At 60.3% G+C, this 15,643-nt stretch carries 14 protein-coding genes; 9 read left to right on the plus strand and 5 right to left on the minus strand.

All coding sequences use genetic code 11. The annotated features are described in order from the left end of the window. Positions 1-111 precede the first annotated feature (111 nt). From HU742_RS21680 to HU742_RS21710, 7 genes are all read left to right on the plus strand, one after another. Entirely contained in the window at positions 112-1,266 is a 1,155-nt protein-coding gene (locus HU742_RS21680) for a mandelate racemase family protein (protein WP_186644038.1), read from the plus strand. Between the two features lie 71 nt (positions 1,267-1,337). After that, positions 1,338-2,960, plus strand: coding sequence for an ABC transporter substrate-binding protein (locus HU742_RS21685; RefSeq protein WP_186644040.1), 1,623 nt, complete (start codon positions 1,338-1,340; stop codon positions 2,958-2,960). A 34-nt stretch (positions 2,961-2,994) separates the two neighbouring features. Continuing rightward, positions 2,995-4,032: an ABC transporter permease gene (locus HU742_RS21690; RefSeq protein ID WP_186644042.1), complete on the plus strand. Its 1,038-nt coding sequence runs from the start codon at positions 2,995-2,997 to the stop codon at positions 4,030-4,032. Continuing rightward, a complete protein-coding gene (locus tag HU742_RS21695; protein ID WP_186644044.1) occupies positions 4,032-4,940 on the plus strand; it encodes an ABC transporter permease in 909 nt (302 codons plus the stop codon). Before HU742_RS21690 ends, HU742_RS21695 begins: the two co-directional genes overlap by 1 nt. A 10-nt stretch (positions 4,941-4,950) precedes the next feature. Continuing rightward, positions 4,951-5,790, plus strand: coding sequence for an ABC transporter ATP-binding protein (locus HU742_RS21700; protein WP_186644046.1), 840 nt, complete (start codon positions 4,951-4,953; stop codon positions 5,788-5,790). A 10-nt stretch (positions 5,791-5,800) separates the two neighbouring features. Beyond that, positions 5,801-6,568: an ABC transporter ATP-binding protein gene (locus HU742_RS21705; protein ID WP_186644048.1), complete on the plus strand. Its 768-nt coding sequence runs from the start codon at positions 5,801-5,803 to the stop codon at positions 6,566-6,568. A gap of 132 nt (positions 6,569-6,700) precedes the next feature. Then, on the plus strand, positions 6,701-7,423 hold the full coding sequence (locus tag HU742_RS21710; RefSeq protein WP_186644050.1) for an oligogalacturonate-specific porin KdgM family protein: 723 nt from the start codon (positions 6,701-6,703) through the stop codon (positions 7,421-7,423). A 3-nt stretch (positions 7,424-7,426) separates the two neighbouring features. Here HU742_RS21710 and HU742_RS21715 read toward each other — a convergent pair whose 3' ends face one another. Continuing rightward, positions 7,427-8,170 (minus strand): FadR/GntR family transcriptional regulator, encoded by a 744-nt coding sequence (locus tag HU742_RS21715; protein WP_186634657.1) that lies wholly within the window; start codon positions 8,168-8,170, stop codon positions 7,427-7,429. Between the two features lie 96 nt (positions 8,171-8,266). On the opposite strand from HU742_RS21715, the gene HU742_RS21720 reads away from it, so the two are divergent. Then, entirely contained in the window at positions 8,267-8,980 is a 714-nt protein-coding gene (locus HU742_RS21720) for a FadR/GntR family transcriptional regulator (protein ID WP_186644052.1), read from the plus strand. An 85-nt stretch (positions 8,981-9,065) separates the two neighbouring features. On the opposite strand, the gene HU742_RS21725 is transcribed toward HU742_RS21720, so the two are convergent. The 3 genes from HU742_RS21725 to aceE form a co-directional block, all read right to left on the minus strand. Then, positions 9,066-9,827, minus strand: a complete 762-nt coding sequence (locus HU742_RS21725) for a hypothetical protein (RefSeq protein ID WP_186644054.1) — start codon at positions 9,825-9,827, stop codon at positions 9,066-9,068. Then, positions 9,821-10,963 (minus strand): hypothetical protein, encoded by a 1,143-nt coding sequence (locus HU742_RS21730; protein ID WP_186644056.1) that lies wholly within the window; start codon positions 10,961-10,963, stop codon positions 9,821-9,823. Before HU742_RS21730 ends, HU742_RS21725 begins: the two co-directional genes overlap by 7 nt. 233 nt (positions 10,964-11,196) lie before the next feature. After that, positions 11,197-13,866 carry a pyruvate dehydrogenase (acetyl-transferring), homodimeric type gene (gene aceE / locus HU742_RS21735; RefSeq protein ID WP_186644058.1) on the minus strand — a complete coding sequence of 890 codons (2,670 nt, stop codon included), beginning with the start codon at positions 13,864-13,866 and terminating at the stop codon, positions 11,197-11,199. 175 nt (positions 13,867-14,041) lie between these two features. Between aceE and HU742_RS21740 the strand changes: the two genes are divergently transcribed. Then, positions 14,042-14,494, plus strand: coding sequence for a MarR family winged helix-turn-helix transcriptional regulator (locus tag HU742_RS21740; RefSeq protein WP_186634666.1), 453 nt, complete (start codon positions 14,042-14,044; stop codon positions 14,492-14,494). Positions 14,495-14,502: 8 nt separating this feature from the next. On the opposite strand, the gene HU742_RS21745 is transcribed toward HU742_RS21740, so the two are convergent. Further along, positions 14,503-15,603, minus strand: coding sequence for a transketolase-like TK C-terminal-containing protein (locus HU742_RS21745; protein WP_186644060.1), 1,101 nt, complete (start codon positions 15,601-15,603; stop codon positions 14,503-14,505). Positions 15,604-15,643: the final 40 nt, after the last annotated feature.

The following is a 15,643-nucleotide window of genomic DNA, read 5'->3' on the forward strand; positions in this document are numbered from 1 at the left end:
GGTCAATTTTTACTGATTACAGGGGTTGACAGCCCCGATGAAACGTTCAAATAATCCGCCACGTTGTATGACGACATACAAATCAAAATAACAACACGGTGGCCCCTCCCTATGAGAATCACAGGCGTTCACGTCGAAATCTTTTCCACCCCGTCGCGCCGCGCCCAGGACAGTGCGGGCCACGCCCATCCGGGTGACGAGGTCATGATCAAGATGGCCCTGCTGCGAATCAGCTGCGACGATGGCTCGGAAGGTTATGCTTTTGGTACGCCTGAATTGATTCGTCCACACATCATCGAATCGTTCGTTCGCAAGGTGCTGATCGGCCGCAACCCGATGGACCGGGAAAGCATCTGGCAGGACCTGGCGCACTGGCAGCGTGGCAGCGCCGGACAGTTCACCGACCGGGCGCTGGCGCTGGTGGAGCAAGCCTTGTGGGATCTGGCCGGACGCAAGCTGAAGCTGCCGGTGCACAAGCTCATTGGCGGCTACCGCGACAAAGTCCTGGCCTACGGCTCGACCATGTGCGGCGACGATTTGCCGGGCGGTTTGTCCACCCCGGATGAGTACGGCCAGTTCGCGGAAAAGCTCGTCAAGCGTGGCTACAAGGCCATCAAGCTGCACACGTGGATGCCACCAATTTCCTTCGCGCCCAATCCGCGGATGGACATCCAGGCCTGCGCGGCAGTGCGCGAGGCGGTGGGTCCGGACATCGCGCTGATGCTCGATGGTTATCACTGGTACAGCCGCATGGACGCGCTGACCATCGGCAAGGCGCTGGAGCAGCTGAATTTCGCCTGGTTCGAAGAGCCGATGATGGAAGACTCGGCTGAGTCCTATGCCTGGCTCGCCGCCAACCTGGACATTCCGGTGCTGGGCCCGGAGAGCATCGCCGGTAAATTCCACAGCCGCGCCAGTTGGGTGACGCAGAAATCCTGTGACATCCTGCGCGCGGGCGTGGCGGGTGTCGGCGGCATCGGGCCGTGCCTGAAAGTGGCGCACCTGGCCGAGTCGTTCGGCATGGACTGCGAAGTCCACGGTAACGGTGCGGCGAACCTGGCGGTGGTCGGGGCGATCAGCAATTGCCGTTGGTATGAGCGCGGCTTGCTGCACCCGTTCCTCGACTATGAAGAAGTGCCCGCGCACCTCAACAGCATCGTCGACCCCATGGACGCCGACGGTTATGTGCACCTGTCCGACCGGCCGGGGTTGGGCGAGGACATCAATTTTGCATATATCGAGGCCAACACTTTGTCCCGACATTGATCCTGTTCCACGCCTGAGGCCGATGGCTGCCCGGGCGACAAGTCTTTATAAATATAAGAAAGGACTGAACCATGAATCTCTGGCCCAAGCGCCTGACCAGGCTGCTGTGTGTCACCGTGGCCCTGTGCGCAGTGCAGGTGCCCGTCAGCCTGGCGCAAGGCGAAACGCCCCCCGACCAATTGGTGGTGGGCATGAGCATGATCAATCTGCTGTCCCTGGACCCCGCCGCGGCGACGGGGCTGGAGGTCGCCGAAGTCAACGCGAACGTCTATGACATGCTCCTGGAGCAGGACGCGGCGCAGCCGGACACGCTGGTTCCGGCCCTGGCGAAAACCTGGGAAGTCAGCCCCGACCGCATGCGCCTGACTTTCCAATTGCGCGATGACGTCCGTTTTCACTCCGGTGCACCGCTGACCGCGCAGGACGTCGCCTGGTCGTTGCAGCGCGTCGTCACCCTCAACCGCGCCCTGGCTTCCACCTGGAAAGCCTACGGTTTTACCGCCGACAACGTGGTCAAACTGATGCGCGCCGAAGGGCCGCACACCTTTGTCATGGAGCTGCCGCGGGTCACCGACCCGATGCTGGTGCTGAACACCCTGGCAACTTCGCCCAGCGCCTTCATCGTTGATCGTTCGGTAGCCTTGCAACATCAGGTCGGCGACGACCAGGGCGCTGCCTGGCTGGCGACCCATACGGCCGGATCTGGTGCGTTCAAGCTCGACATCTGGCGCGCCAACGACGTCATCCTGATGAGTCGTAATGACGACTATTGGCGCGGCGCGCCGAAGTTGCGCCGAGTGATCATGCGCAACATGACCGAATCCCAGGCCCTGCGCCTGATGGTCGAGCGCGGTGATTTGGACGTCGCCCGCGGCATGGCCGCGACCGACATCAAGGCGCTGGGCAAGGTCGATGAAGTACGCATCCAGAGCATTGCCCGCGGCACGCTGTACTACGTGGCGATGAGCATGCAACAGCCGCTGTTCCAGGACATCCGCGTGCGCCAGGCCATCCGCCTGCTGATCGATTACCAGGGCATCAACGACGTGGTGATGCCGCACTACGGCGTGATCAATCAGCGGCCGATGCAACTGGGCTTGCCGGCGCGCCTGGACGATCCAGGTTATCGCCTGGATGTGGCCAAGGCCAAGCGCCTGCTGGCGGAGGCCGGACATGCCGAGGGCTTCAAGGTGAGCATTCGCTCGCTGACCGATCCGCCCTTCATCAACATTGCCACCAGCTTGCAAGCGACGCTGGCCCAGGCAGGCATCCAGGCGACGATCATCACCGGCACCGGCAACCAGATCTACGGGGCGATGCGCGATCGCCAGTTCGACATCCTCGTCGGGCGCGGCGGTGGCGGGGCGGAGCGCCATCCGCATTCGAGCCTGCGGGCCTTGGTGTACAACCCGGACAACCGCAGCGAAGCCAAGTTGAGCAATTTCCAGGGCTGGCGCACCTCGTTCTTCAACCCGCAGCTCAACCAGTTGATCGAACAGGCCGAGCGCGAGCGCGACCCCGAGCGCCAGCGGCAGATGTACGCCCAGGTCCAGACCCTCTACGACCAACAGGCCGGGGCAATCATGCCGGTCTCGCAGATGGTGGACGAAGTGGTGATCCACGCCGATGTGCGCAACTACATCGGCCACACCGCCGCCACCACGCGCCTTCGCGACGTTTATAAGCAGCGCTGAAATCGACGGCCACTCGGCCAAGGCAGGAATGAACATGTCGACTGCATCTTTTTCAATCTGGAGCACCCGGGCCGCTTCGGCAACCCGGCGCAGCGGCTCGGTGGCGGTGACGCTGCTGGGGTTGCTGCTGCTGACTTTCTTTATCGGGCGGGTGATGCCCCTGGACCCGGTGCTGGCCATCGTCGGCCCGGACGCCGACGCCTCGGCCTACGCCCAGGTGTACAAAGAGCTGGGCCTGGACAAACCGTTGTGGACCCAGTTCGCGATCTACCTCGGCGACTTGCTGCACGGTGATTTCGGCATGGCCTTGCTGACCGGTAACCCGGTCATTACGGACATCGCCCGAGTGTTTCCGGCGACGTTGGAACTGGCGACCCTGGCGATTTTGTTCGGCGTGTTGGCAGGCTTGCCGTTGGGTGTCTACGCGGCGACGCATCAGGGACGGGCCGGTGACCATGTGGCGCGGCTGATCACCTTGTTCGGTTACTCCACGCCGATTTTCTGGATCGGCATGATGGCCTTCCTGGTGTTCTACGCCTGGCTGGGTTGGGCCGGTGGCGTCGGGCGGATCGGCCTGGCCTATGACGGGCTGATCCCGAGACACACCGGCTTGCTGTTGATCGACACCGCCTGGTCCGGCGATTGGGAAGCCTTTCGCAGCGCCTTGCGCCACATCCTGTTGCCGGCGGTGATTCTCAGCTTCAACTCGGTCGCCTACATCAGTCGCATGACCCGCAGCTTCATGCTCGAACAACTGTCCCAGGAGTACATCATCACCGCCCGGGTCAAGGGTTTGTCCCAGCGCAAGATTGTCTGGGGCCATGCCTTCGGCAACATCCGCGTGCAACTGCTGACGATCGTCGCGCTGGCCTACGGCGGGCTGCTGGAAGGCGCGGTGCTGATTGAAACCGTGTTCGCCTGGCCGGGCTTCGGCCAGTACCTGACGAGTAGTTTGTTGCTCGGTGACATGAACGCGGTGATGGCCTGTGTGCTGCTGATCGGCCTCATTTTCGTGACGCTGAACCTGATCAGCGATGCGCTGTACAAGATCTTCGACCCGAGGACTCGCTAATGAATCTGCCCCTTGCTTCCAGCGCAGCCGGCAGTGCCGCGCTGCCCGCTTCGAGTACGGCAGCACTGGTCGCCAGCAGCCTGCGCCTGCTGCGATTTTTGCTGCGCAACCCGATGACGTTTGCCGGCCTGGTCGTCGTCGCGACCTTGATGTTGGTCGCGATCTTTGCGCCGTGGATCGCCGGTCACGACCCACTGCTGCAAAACCTCGCCGGCGCCTTGCAAGCACCCAGCAGCGTGCATTGGTTCGGCACCGATGAGTACGGTCGCGATGTGTTCGCCCGATTGGTGTATGGCTCGCGCATCACGCTGTACATCGTCTTGCTGGTGACGGTGATTGTCGGCCCCATCGGCCTGTTGGTCGGGACCATTTCCGGCTACTTCGGCGGCTGGGTCGACAGCCTGTTCATGCGCATCACCGACATCTTCATTTCGTTCCCCAGCCTGGTGTTGGCGCTGGCCTTCATTGCCGCCCTCGGTCCGGGATTGGAGCACGCAGTAATCGCCATCGCACTCACCGCATGGCCGCCGATTGCCCGGCTCGCCCGCGCCGAAACCCTGCCGCTGCGCAACGCCGACTTCGTCGTCGCGGTGCAGCTCCAGGGCGCATCGAGCACTCGGATCATCCTGCGCCACATCATCCCGATGTGCCTGTCGTCGGTGATCATCCGCCTGACCATGAACATGGCGAGCATCATCCTCACTGCCGCCGCCCTGGGTTTTCTCGGCCTCGGCGCCCAGGCACCGCTGCCAGAATGGGGCGCGATGATCTCCACCGGGCGACGCTACATGCTCGAAAGCTGGTGGCTGGTGGCGGCACCGGGTGCGGCGATCATGCTGGTGAGCCTGGCCTTCAACCTGTTGGGCGACGGCTTGCGCGACGTCCTCGACCCCCGCAGCCAATCCTGAGGAACAGCCCATGACTGAGATAAAACTTGCGGTACAGGACTTGTGCGTGGAGTTTCGCAACGCCGGCAAAACTTCCCTGGCGGTGCGTGATGTGTCGTTCAACCTGGGGCGGGAAAAACTCGCCATTGTCGGCGAATCCGGCTCGGGAAAATCCACCGTCGGCCGCAGCCTGTTACGCCTGCATCCGCCGACTGCGAAGGTCACTGCCAAGACCCTGCGCTTCGCCGATATCGATTTGCTGAAGGCGAGCGAAAAGCAGATTCAGGCGATTCGCGGCGCGCGCATGTCGATGATCATGCAAGACCCCAAGTACTCGCTGAACCCAGTGGTGCGCGTGGGCGAACAGATCGCCGAAGCGTATCTGGCCCATCACAAGGTGCCCCATCGCGAAGCCCGCGAACGAGCGCTGGACATGCTCGCCAAGGTGCACATTCGCGATCCCCGGCGGGTCTATGACCTGTACCCCCACGAAGTCTCGGGCGGCATGGGCCAGCGGATCATGATAGCCATGATGGTGATCACCGATCCCCAGGTGATCATCGCCGACGAACCTACTTCGGCGCTGGATGTATCGGTGCGCCGACAGGTGCTCAACGTGTTGGAAGAATTGGTCAGCGAGCGTGACCTGGGGCTGATTTTCATCAGTCACGATCTGAATCTTGTGCGGCATTTCTGCGACCGCGTGCTGGTGATGTACGCCGGCCGCGTGGTCGAGTCGATTGCCGCTGCCGATCTGGATAGCGCCACCCATCCCTACACCCAAGGCCTGTTGGCCGCATTGCCGAGCCTGGACCATCCGCGCGCCACGCTGCCGGTGTTGCAGCGCGACCCACACTGGTTGAACGCTTGAGGAGCCTGTCATGAGCATGATCGAAATCGCTGGGCTGAACCTCAGTTTTGGCACCGGCGCGGCACTGAACGCGGTACTGCACGACGTCGATTTGAACGTCGGCGAAGGCGAGGCATTCGGCTTGGTCGGGGAGTCCGGCTCGGGCAAGACCACCGTGCTGCGTTGCCTGGCCGGGCAGTACCAGCATTGGACGGGACGGCTGCAAGTCGCGGGTCAGGCGGTGACGCGCAAGCTGCCGCTGGACCACTACCGCACCGTGCAGATGGTTTTCCAGGATCCATATGCCTCGCTGCATCCGCGCTACACCATCGATGCCGCGTTGCAGGAGCCGCTGCGCATCCATGGCATGGATGGGCGTGCGCAGAAGGTCAGCGAGATCCTGCGCAAGGTCGGCTTGAACGACAGCTTTCGCTTCCGTTATCCGCACCAGTTGTCCGGTGGCCAGCGCCAACGGGTGGCGGTTGCCCGCGCGCTGATCCTGCGCCCACGCGTGCTGCTGTTGGACGAGCCGACCTCGGCGCTGGACGTCTCGGTGCAGGCAGAAATCCTCAACCTGCTGGCCGACTTGCGCCGCCAGGAAGGATTGACCTACCTGATGGTCACTCATGACCTGGCCGTCGTTGCGCATTTGTGTGATCGGCTGGCGGTGATGCAGCAGGGCAGGGTGGTGGAGACACTCGACAGTCATCTGCTGGCGAACGGTGGCGCCGCCCACGAATACACACGCCTGTTGGTGCAAGCCAGCCGCGACATACAACGAATACCTATCGCCGTCTGAAGTAATTAACCCGCTGTACCCGTTTTTAAACCGCAGAACCCGTTGAATCGCACGTTTCACCGCGCGCACGCGCTCGCCTGCGATTTGGCGTTTCACCCAACTAGTTATTTCAACCAACAAGAATAAAAAAACATGAAAAAGACCCTCGTAGTTTTGTCGATCGCTTCCCTGTTCACTTCGGTTGTCGCTCAGGCAGATACCGGTTACATCAACGTTCGCCATCAATACGCTGAAAAGACCCGCATGCACGCCGACCGCGCCAAGTTCGGCATTAGGCTGGATAACGGCGTGGGCCTGGAAGGCGAACTCAAATACAAGACCGCCGGTGACCGGCAGGACGTCGCCTTCGACAATACCGTCGGCAGCGGTCATGAATTTACCGTCAACTACCAGCACAAGATCAATGATCGCTGGATGTTGACGCCCTCGTTGGCGCTGGACAGCGATGAGGAATCCACCACCTACAAATTGGGATTGCGCCTGGGCTACCGCGTGAGCAAGGAGCTGAGCATCGCCGGTCGCTACCGTTTGGATTCAGCCAAGCTGGACCGCGACAAGATCGACCGTGACGTGCCGCACAATGGGCAGGACGATCAAACGGTCAACCGTTACGATGTCTATATCAACTATGGTCCCCGAGGACCGTGGGCCTATGAATATCAATTGACTTACTTCGATGCCGACTACATTCGCTATAACGGCGGCACCGATGATTATGAACAGAACGCCGTGGTCAAATACCAGTGGGATAAACGCTGGGCGCCGTTCTTTGAAGTGGGCGATATTAAAGTCAACTCGGTCGACAGTGATCGCCAGTTGCGGCTGCGGGTGGGTGTCAAGTACAGCTTCTTCTAAGTGTTATTCGTTGTAAAAAGCCTGTCGTCGTTGCGTTTCACACAGGCGCATGCGGCTGTTGCTCAAGTGCAAGTACATGGCCGCCCGCGCCGCATCGACGTTACCACTGGCGATGGCGTCGAAGATTTGCTGGTGTTCGGCGTTGATGCCTTGAAGATAGGCGCTGCGATCACTTTGCCCTGAGTAGGCGGAGTTCATCCGGGTGCGCGGAATCAGCTTCGTGCCCAGGTGCTTCATGATGTCGATCAGGTAGTAATTGCCGGCCGCCTTGGCGATTTTCAGATGGAACTGGAAGTCGGCGTTGATGGTGGTGCCGGATTTTTCCGGGCCTTGCAGCAACGCCTCCAGCGCCTGGGCCAGTTCGGCCAGGGCTTCGGGCGTGGCGCGTTCGGCGGCCATGCCAGCGGCCTGGACTTCCAGGCTCAGGCGAAACTCCAGCAGGTTGAGCACATCCGACAACGTGGCAATCGTCGCCGGCCCGAGGGTAAAACCTTCGGGCGCCGGCATGTCCAGCACAAACGTGCCAACGCCATGGCGCGTCTCCACCAATCCCGCCGCCTGCAAGCGCGACAGCGCCTCGCGCACCACCGAACGACTGACGCCTTCGGCTTCCATGATGTGCACTTCGGTGGGGAGCTTTTCGCCGCACTTGAGGATGCCGTCGCGCATGCGCTGGGCAAAACGGTCGACCAGGGTTTCGGCGAGGCGGCGCGGTTTGTTCAGTGGAGATAACGCTTGGTCCGTCATCGGCGTGCTCTTGGGTGATCAGCGGGCATTATAGTGAGTTTTAGCGCAAGGTCGCGGCTATAATGCCGCGATCGTCTGGCTTGATGGATAGGTGCAATGGAGCGTGTCACAACCGATCGACGCCTGAGCATGACTCAGCAACTGGTGGTCGACCTGACGCAGCAGATACTCGCCGGCGAACTGCCCGCGGGCAGCAAGTTGCCGACCGAACAGGTGATCATCAAGGAGCGCGGCGTCAGTCGGACCGTGGTGCGTGAAGCCATGTCCCGGCTCCAGGCCGAAGGCTTGGTCGAAACCCGTCATGGCATCGGCACCTTCGTCGTCGACACCGCCCGCCCAGGCGATTTCCAAGGCAGCAAACACGTCAAGGGCGGTGCCTACGACGCGCTGGCGGTCATCGAACTGCGCCTGAGCCTGGAAGTAGAAGCGGCCGCCATCGCCGCGCAACGCGCCACGCCGGAGCAGTTGCAGGCAATGCGTGAAGCGCTCGACGCCGCGAACGCTATTGACGCAATGGATGAGGAAAGCGCCAGGATGGATTTCGAATTCCACCTGCTAATCGCCCAATGCACCGGCAACAGTTTTTTTATCGACGCAATGACACACGTGGGCAATACGCTGATCGCGGTAGTGCAACAGGCCGGGCCGGCTGTGACGTTGGAAAATCGAGCGCTGGTGGTGCGTGAGCGGGAGCAGATCTACGCGGCATTGGCGCGACAGGATGGCGAAGCAGCGCGGGCGTCGATGCGGTTGCATCTGATCAATATGCTGCAGCGGGTTCGCGGTGTGGTCGAGGTGACGGGGGATTAACTTCCACCACAGGTCACTGTGAGCGAGCTTGCTCGCGATGATGCCGTCGCATTCAAAATTACCGGGCCAGACAGCCCGCTGATGTTCAAGCGAGACTGAAGGCTTCTTGAATGGTCTTGATCAAACGGTCTCCGTCCACTCCTTTATAGGCTTTAGGATTTGAGGCGAGCTCAGCAGGCACCTGGTTAAGAAACGACTTCAAATCGAGCGCCAATCGTTCCGGTAACTGAGCCATTCCCTCAGTAAGACTGACAGCCAGTACGATCACATCCCTGAAATGTTTTTTGATATCGCGACTGTCCACGGCGATACCCTGCTCAAGCTGCGCCTTCTTGTTGAGCCAGGCATGGGCTTTGAGGGGAACGAGCCGATCGGCACCGATGTGGCTGATCTCGCGGGTATGATCGACGCCGGCCAGGAGAAATTTGTAGTACTCATCATCCAGGATAATCGCAGACAGGCTGGCGGCTTGTTCTTCCACTGGAATCTTGGTCATTCGGGCTGCTTCTTCGTGTTCCAGGCCGTCCGGGACACGGGAAAACAGCTCGATCTGAACGGGAAAGGATTTGTCCTCAGGATTCTGGAAACGATAGAAAACCGGAGAGTCCCCTTCGCTGCCGCCATTCTGGCGAATGGTGTAGCCACCGTCCCTGATGAATCTCCAGAACTGCCCGACGAACTTACGATCAAGGGCTTCGATGATCAGTACGATATCCAGATCCTTGGTCGGTCGAAATGCCTCACCCAGTTCCTCCATGGCAATCGAGGCGGCCACCCCGCCGATCAGAACGTAACTGCCCTGGAAGTCCTTGAAGTACTCTCGAAACCGGTCGACACCCACTACCATTTCACGTTCTCCATCATTTCATCCAGACACATTTGTATGCGTTCATCATGGTCATCCTTGAGGCTCAGGTAGAGGGAAAAAGGATCTACTGTTCCATCGGCGATGTTGCTGCACGGTGGTTCATAACTCCAAAGCTGGATACAACACTCGGCATGGTTTTGCGGCACTTCACGATAGGGCGCGGTGGCCTCGAGTTTCGACTGGGCCGTTTTTGAGGTTGAGCCCCAAGCGCCGAACGTTTTCCCGTATGCCGCATTCATTGCAGGTTGCGCGCGTGTTCGAATCCGATCGAACTGCGCTGCAGTCAATGCGAAGTGAGTAACTTTCGGACTGGCGAGAAGGCTCATCTGCGCCAGCGCTGTTTCTCCTGCCAGCAACATTGGCGTGTCAAACGCCTCCGGGATTGCGTTGAGCCACAGTGTTTTTTTGACCGGCGTGCGCATGGCATCTTTCGCCTTTTCCCAGGTTTCCTTGGGCGATAAATGAAAAAGGATCGCGGCTTCGCCCAGTTCCTTTCCAGGCTTAACAATGTCCAAGTCGGTCAGTTCCTTGATCGCTCGGGTGACGGTCATTTTTGCGTAGGAGAGAGACTGCTCGAAGGCCGCGCGAGTGGCCAGTAGCGGGTGATGCCATCCTTTGATCAGATATTGAATCAGCATGGCTTGGGTGGCGGGACTCAGGACCTGAGGTTTTTCCAGGCGCTGGCGATAGTATTCGCGCAAATCCATGCCAAAGGCCGGTAAAAAAAGTTGATTACCTGGCACGATGAACTGGACGCCTTTTTCCACCAGCCTCTTGCGGTCATAACTGGGAAGCGTGTCGGTGACAAAAATCATCAGCTCGCCGGTCTCAGGCAACTTGTCGTGTGCCTGAAGGTTGTGGATGGCCTGGATGTGCTTGGCGACATCCGCAACGCTGGCTTCGCGCTTTGGGCGTTCCTTCAGGATGAGACACTGGGCATTGAAGATATTCGTGATGAAAAATTCGTATCGGTCACGTAGCGCGTAAGGAAGGGCCTTGACATGTTCCCAAGGTTTTAAGCGCAGCTTCAGGCCAAGCACGTTTTCTACATAGATTTTCAGATCAATCAGATCAGGTCTTTGCGCGAGTTCATGGTCTTGGCGGATAACAGTCATAGTCGTTCTTCCGTATCACGATTTCAACACGGTATCAGAGATATTGGTACTGTGCAAAAATCTTGATATTTCCTCGCGCCCGCAGCGCCTCGGTCGTATTCGGCGTTTGCCTCGGGCGTAAAGTTGAAGCCCTTGCCACATATGGCATAACCGCTGTTCATGTTGGTGCGCAGGTAGACCTGCTCCTTTCGCTTGCAGCGGCGCCCAAATGACGCCGCTGCAAGCGAGCGGAGTCAAACCGCCGCCGGGTTCTGTTTCTCCGGGTCAATGCCATAAAGTGCAATCGCCTCGGCGACCTTTTCCCTCGGTATTTCCCCGTCATCGGCCAGCGCTTTCAAAGCGGCCAGCGCGATGAAATGGCGATCCACTTCGAAAAATCTGCGCAGCGATTCGCGAGTGTCCGATTGGCCGAAACCGTCGGTGCCGAGGGCTACGAAGCGTCGTTTTGGCACGAACGGACGGATCTGGTCGGCGAATATTTTCATGTAGTCGGTCGCGACCACTACCGGGCCCTGTTTGTCCTGCAGGCAACTTTCCACGTAACCGATACGCGGCGCATGTTCCGGATGCAATAGATTCCAGCGTTCGGCATCCTGCCCGTCCCGACGCAGTTCGGTCAGGCTGGTGACGCTCCAGACCTCGCTGCTGACGCCGAAATCCTGCTCCAGCAACAGCGCTGCCGCTACCACTTCCTGCAGGATCGATCCGCAGCCCATCAGCTGCACGTGCTTGCCCTCGATGGGCTGTTCAGGCGCCGAGAGTCGGTACATGCCTTTGAGAATGCCTTGCTCGGCGCCCTCGGGCATCGGCGGATGGGCGTAGTTTTCGTTCAGCAGCGTGATGTAGTAATAAATGTCCTCGTCCTCGGCGTACATCCGCCGCATGCCATCCTGGATGATCACCGCCAATTCGTAGGCGTAGGTCGGGTCGTAGGACACGCAGCAGGGAATGGTCGAGGACAGCACATGGCTGTGACCGTCGTCATGTTGCAAGCCTTCACCCATCAGCGTGGTCCGGCCGGACGTGGCGCCGAGCAGGAAACCCCGGGCGCGAGCGTCGCCTGCCGCCCAGGCGAGATCGCCGACGCGCTGGAAGCCGAACATTGAGTAGAAGATGTAGAACGGCACCGTCATCACGCCATGGGTGCTGTAGGAAGTGCTCGCCGCGATCCAGGAAGAAATCCCGCCGGACTCGTTCAACCCTTCCTGCATGATCTGGCCGTCCCGGGCTTCCTTGTAATAGCTCAGTTGGCCGGCATCCTGAGGCGTGTACAACTGGCCGACGTGGGAGTGGATACCGATCTGGCGGAACAGGCTTTCCATGCCGAAAGTGCGTGATTCGTCAGGGACGATGGGCACGATCAGCTTGCCGATGTTCGGGTCCTTGAGCAGCGTGCCGAGGATGCGCACGAAGGCCATGGTGGTCGAAATCGCCCGCTCGCCGGTGCCTTTGAGCTGGGTATCCAGCGTCGCCAAGGGCGGGATCTGCAAAGGCTCCACCGCACTGAATCGGGCAGGCACGTACCCGCCCAGTTGCGTGCGTCGGGCTTGCAGGTAAAGCGCCTCGACGCTGTCGGCCGTCGGCTTGAGGTAGGGCATGTCGCCCAATTGATCGTCGCTGAGGTCCAGGCCGAAGCGATCGCGGAACGCCTTGACCGCGTCGTCGCCCATCTTCTTGAGCTGGTGATTGATGTTCTGGCCTTCACCGGCTTCACCCATGCCGAAGCCCTTCACAGTCTTGGCCAGAATAACCGTCGGCCCGCCGGTGTGACGCATGGCGGCGGCATAGGCGTTGTAGACCTTTTCGGGATCGTGGCCGCCGCGCGACAGCTTCCAGATATCGTCATCGCTCAAGTCGCTGACCAGCTCCAGCAGCTCGGGGTATTTGCCGAAGAAATGCTCCCGTACATAGGCGCCATTCTGGGATTTGTAGTTCTGATAGTCGCCATCGACGCACTCCATCATCCGCTGGCGCAGCAGGCCGGTCTTGTCCTTCTCCAGCAGGGCATCCCAACCGCTACCCCAGATCACCTTGATGACGTTCCAGCCGGCCGCGCGGTACAGGCTTTCGAATTCCTGGATCACCTTGCTGTTGCCGCGCACCGGCCCGTCCAGGCGCTGCAGGTTGCAGTTGACGACAAAAATGATGTTGTCGAGCTTCTCCCGACCGGCAAGGGAAATTGCCGCAAGGGATTCCGGTTGGTCCATTTCGCCGTCGCCGAGAAACGCCCAGACTTTACGTCCCTGATGTTCCTTCAGTCCGCGATCCTCCAGGTAGCGCATGAACCGTGCCTGGTACGCGGCGGTGATCGGTCCGAGGCCCATGGATACCGTCGGGAATTGCCAGAAGTCCGGCATGAGCCTTGGGTGCGGGTAGGACGAGATGCCGTCGCGATCGGTCTCGCGGCGGAAGTTGTCCAGTTGTTCTTCGCTCAGACGACCTTCCAGATAGGCGCGTCCATAGATGCCCGGCGAGGAATGGCCCTGGATATACACCATGTCGCCACCGAACTGCTCGGTGCGTCCACGGAAGAAGTGTTCGAAGCCGACGTCATACAGGACCGCCGCCGAGGCGTAGGAGGCGATGTGCCCGCCCACGTTCGAATGCTTGCCGGCGCGCAGCACCATGGCCAGCGCGTTCCAGCGAATATAGGCGTTGATCCGGCGCTCTACGGCCAGGTCGCCGGGGTACGGCTGCTGACGGTCGACCGGGATGGTATTGACGTAGGGCGTGGTGACTCGCCCATAAAAATCGCCATGGCGGTTGGCGTCGAAATCCAGCATCTGGTCAATCAGGTAGTGGGCGCGAGACCGTCCTTCGACGCTCGCCACCGATTCAATGGATTCGAGCCATTCGCGAGTTTCTTGTGGATCCTCGTCGAGAAACATGGATTGTTGTGCCATCGTTGTCGTCTCCTGGACAGTGCAGCAGCACCGAGTCGTTTGGTGCCTGACTAAGGGGCGTGGGTCGACGCCAACCTTCAAGAATGTTTGTAGTTGCAATTGCAACTACGTGCGAGAACTTAGCCTGTCGCGCGCTACAATTGCAACTAAATCGATCTCATGAAAAAGGTGATGCATGTCTTCCAGCGAGCCGGATACCTGGTTCAGATTCGTCAGGGCGCACCGCTGCCTGATCCGCGAAATCGAGCGTCGGCTAGCCGCCGCCGGGTTGCCGGCCTACGCTTGGTACGACGCGTTGTGGGGCTTGGAAAGCGGCCCCGACGGAACCCGGCGCATGAACGAATTGGCAGATGTCATGGCTATCGAGCGCTACAATCTCACTCGCCTGGTGGACCGCTTGGAGGCTGAGGGCCTGGTCACCCGCAGCCGCGCCAGCGATGACGGCAGAGGTGCGTATGCCGCCATCACCGAGAGCGGAAAAGTGCTGCGCAAAAAGATGTGGCAAATCTACGAAGGGACGGTGGATGAATTGTTCCTGTCGCAGTTCGACGACGAACAGCAGCGGGTTTTCAGCGAGGCGCTGGAGCGTGCGGCCAGCGCAGCGCGCAATAGTGGGCGGGCGAAGTGAGGCGTTGCTCACTGCAGCAGGTACCGCTCCATGGCTTGCTCGACGCGTGCCTGGTTGATCACGCCTTCCTGAGCCAGCGCCTGCAGGGCCAGTACCACGATCCAGTGCTTGTCCACCCGGCCCATGGTGGTCCCGGTCGAGTCGGCACCGATGGCCACGAACCGTGACTTGACATGCGCCCCGATCTGCTCGGCGACATGCCGGGCGTAACCGGTCACTGCCACTACTGGCCAGTCTTCAACGTCCAGGCAGTCGAGCAGATGCGCCGACCGTCGCGGCATCCCGGGATGCAGGCGGTTCCAGCGTTGCGCCTTGTCCGCGTCACGAGCCAGGCGGGTGTAGCTGGGGCAGCTCCACAGTTCGCTGGCCACACCCCAATCCTCGCGCAGCAACTGCGCCGCCGCCACCACCGATTGCAAGGCCAGGCCTGCCCCCAGCAAGCGCACCCGGGACTGCCCCGAATCGACTTCGACGCCGCTGAGCCGGTACATGCCTTTCAAGGCCTGACTCGCGCTTAGGCCGCTGATGGGAGCGATGAAGTCATTGGGCTCATCGTGCAGCGCCATGTAGTAAAAACCTTCGTTGCCTTCCACATACAAACTCTGCAACGCCGCCAGGGCGATGGCATGCGCTTCGGCACCGCTGGCCGGATCGAACGGCACGCATCGGGGGTTGGCGACCAACCAGAGCGGCACCCACGGATGAGCACCTTTGGGCCAGCGTGAAGGCTGCGTCTCTATGTCATTGCACAGGATGCCCCGGTGAGCGGACTCGTTGGAAAGCGCACAAAGCTCGGCTGATGTCGCCGAACTGGTCAGGTACAGCAATGGTTTTTCACTGGCGCGGGCCGTGGCGCTGAAACGCAGGGGCCACGCGCTGATACGGGTGTGGGCATCCGCGGTTTGACGTTGCTTGTTGTCGCGGATGACCCAGATATGCCTGGCCGTTCCCGGGTCCCTTTCAAGGCGATTGGCGATGTCGATCATGGTGAAGAGCGGCGAGGAAAAACCAGCGGTGTGTTGCGGTGAAAAAGTACGGATCTTATCGATGCAGACCTGTGCGGCCAGGCTGGTTTCTGGCGTTTTACTGAAGCTGGAAAAGCCGATCATTCCACAATCTCCCGTGCGTTCCGTCGTGCTTGCACCATAC

This window comes from Pseudomonas marvdashtae (genome assembly GCF_014268655.2).
GTDB classification, from domain to species: domain Bacteria; phylum Pseudomonadota; class Gammaproteobacteria; order Pseudomonadales; family Pseudomonadaceae; genus Aquipseudomonas; species Aquipseudomonas marvdashtae.

Bases quoted from the DNA above. Each gene is read 5' to 3' on its own strand.
- HU742_RS21680 (WP_186644038.1), top strand. From the start codon at position 112: ATGAGAATCACAGGCGTTCACGTCGAAATCTTTTCCACCCCGTCGCGC.
- HU742_RS21685 (WP_186644040.1), top strand. From the start codon at position 1,338: ATGAATCTCTGGCCCAAGCGCCTGACCAGGCTGCTGTGTGTCACCGTG.
- HU742_RS21690 (WP_186644042.1), top strand. From the start codon at position 2,995: ATGTCGACTGCATCTTTTTCAATCTGGAGCACCCGGGCCGCTTCGGCA.
- HU742_RS21695 (WP_186644044.1), top strand. From the start codon at position 4,032: ATGAATCTGCCCCTTGCTTCCAGCGCAGCCGGCAGTGCCGCGCTGCCC.
- HU742_RS21700 (WP_186644046.1), top strand. From the start codon at position 4,951: ATGACTGAGATAAAACTTGCGGTACAGGACTTGTGCGTGGAGTTTCGC.
- HU742_RS21705 (WP_186644048.1), top strand. From the start codon at position 5,801: ATGAGCATGATCGAAATCGCTGGGCTGAACCTCAGTTTTGGCACCGGC.
- HU742_RS21710 (WP_186644050.1), top strand. From the start codon at position 6,701: ATGAAAAAGACCCTCGTAGTTTTGTCGATCGCTTCCCTGTTCACTTCG.
- HU742_RS21715 (WP_186634657.1), bottom strand. From the start codon at position 8,170: ATGACGGACCAAGCGTTATCTCCACTGAACAAACCGCGCCGCCTCGCC.
- HU742_RS21720 (WP_186644052.1), top strand. From the start codon at position 8,267: ATGGAGCGTGTCACAACCGATCGACGCCTGAGCATGACTCAGCAACTG.
- HU742_RS21725 (WP_186644054.1), bottom strand. From the start codon at position 9,827: ATGGTAGTGGGTGTCGACCGGTTTCGAGAGTACTTCAAGGACTTCCAG.
- HU742_RS21730 (WP_186644056.1), bottom strand. From the start codon at position 10,963: ATGACTGTTATCCGCCAAGACCATGAACTCGCGCAAAGACCTGATCTG.
- aceE (WP_186644058.1), bottom strand. From the start codon at position 13,866: ATGGCACAACAATCCATGTTTCTCGACGAGGATCCACAAGAAACTCGC.
- HU742_RS21740 (WP_186634666.1), top strand. From the start codon at position 14,042: ATGTCTTCCAGCGAGCCGGATACCTGGTTCAGATTCGTCAGGGCGCAC.
- HU742_RS21745 (WP_186644060.1), bottom strand. From the start codon at position 15,603: ATGATCGGCTTTTCCAGCTTCAGTAAAACGCCAGAAACCAGCCTGGCC.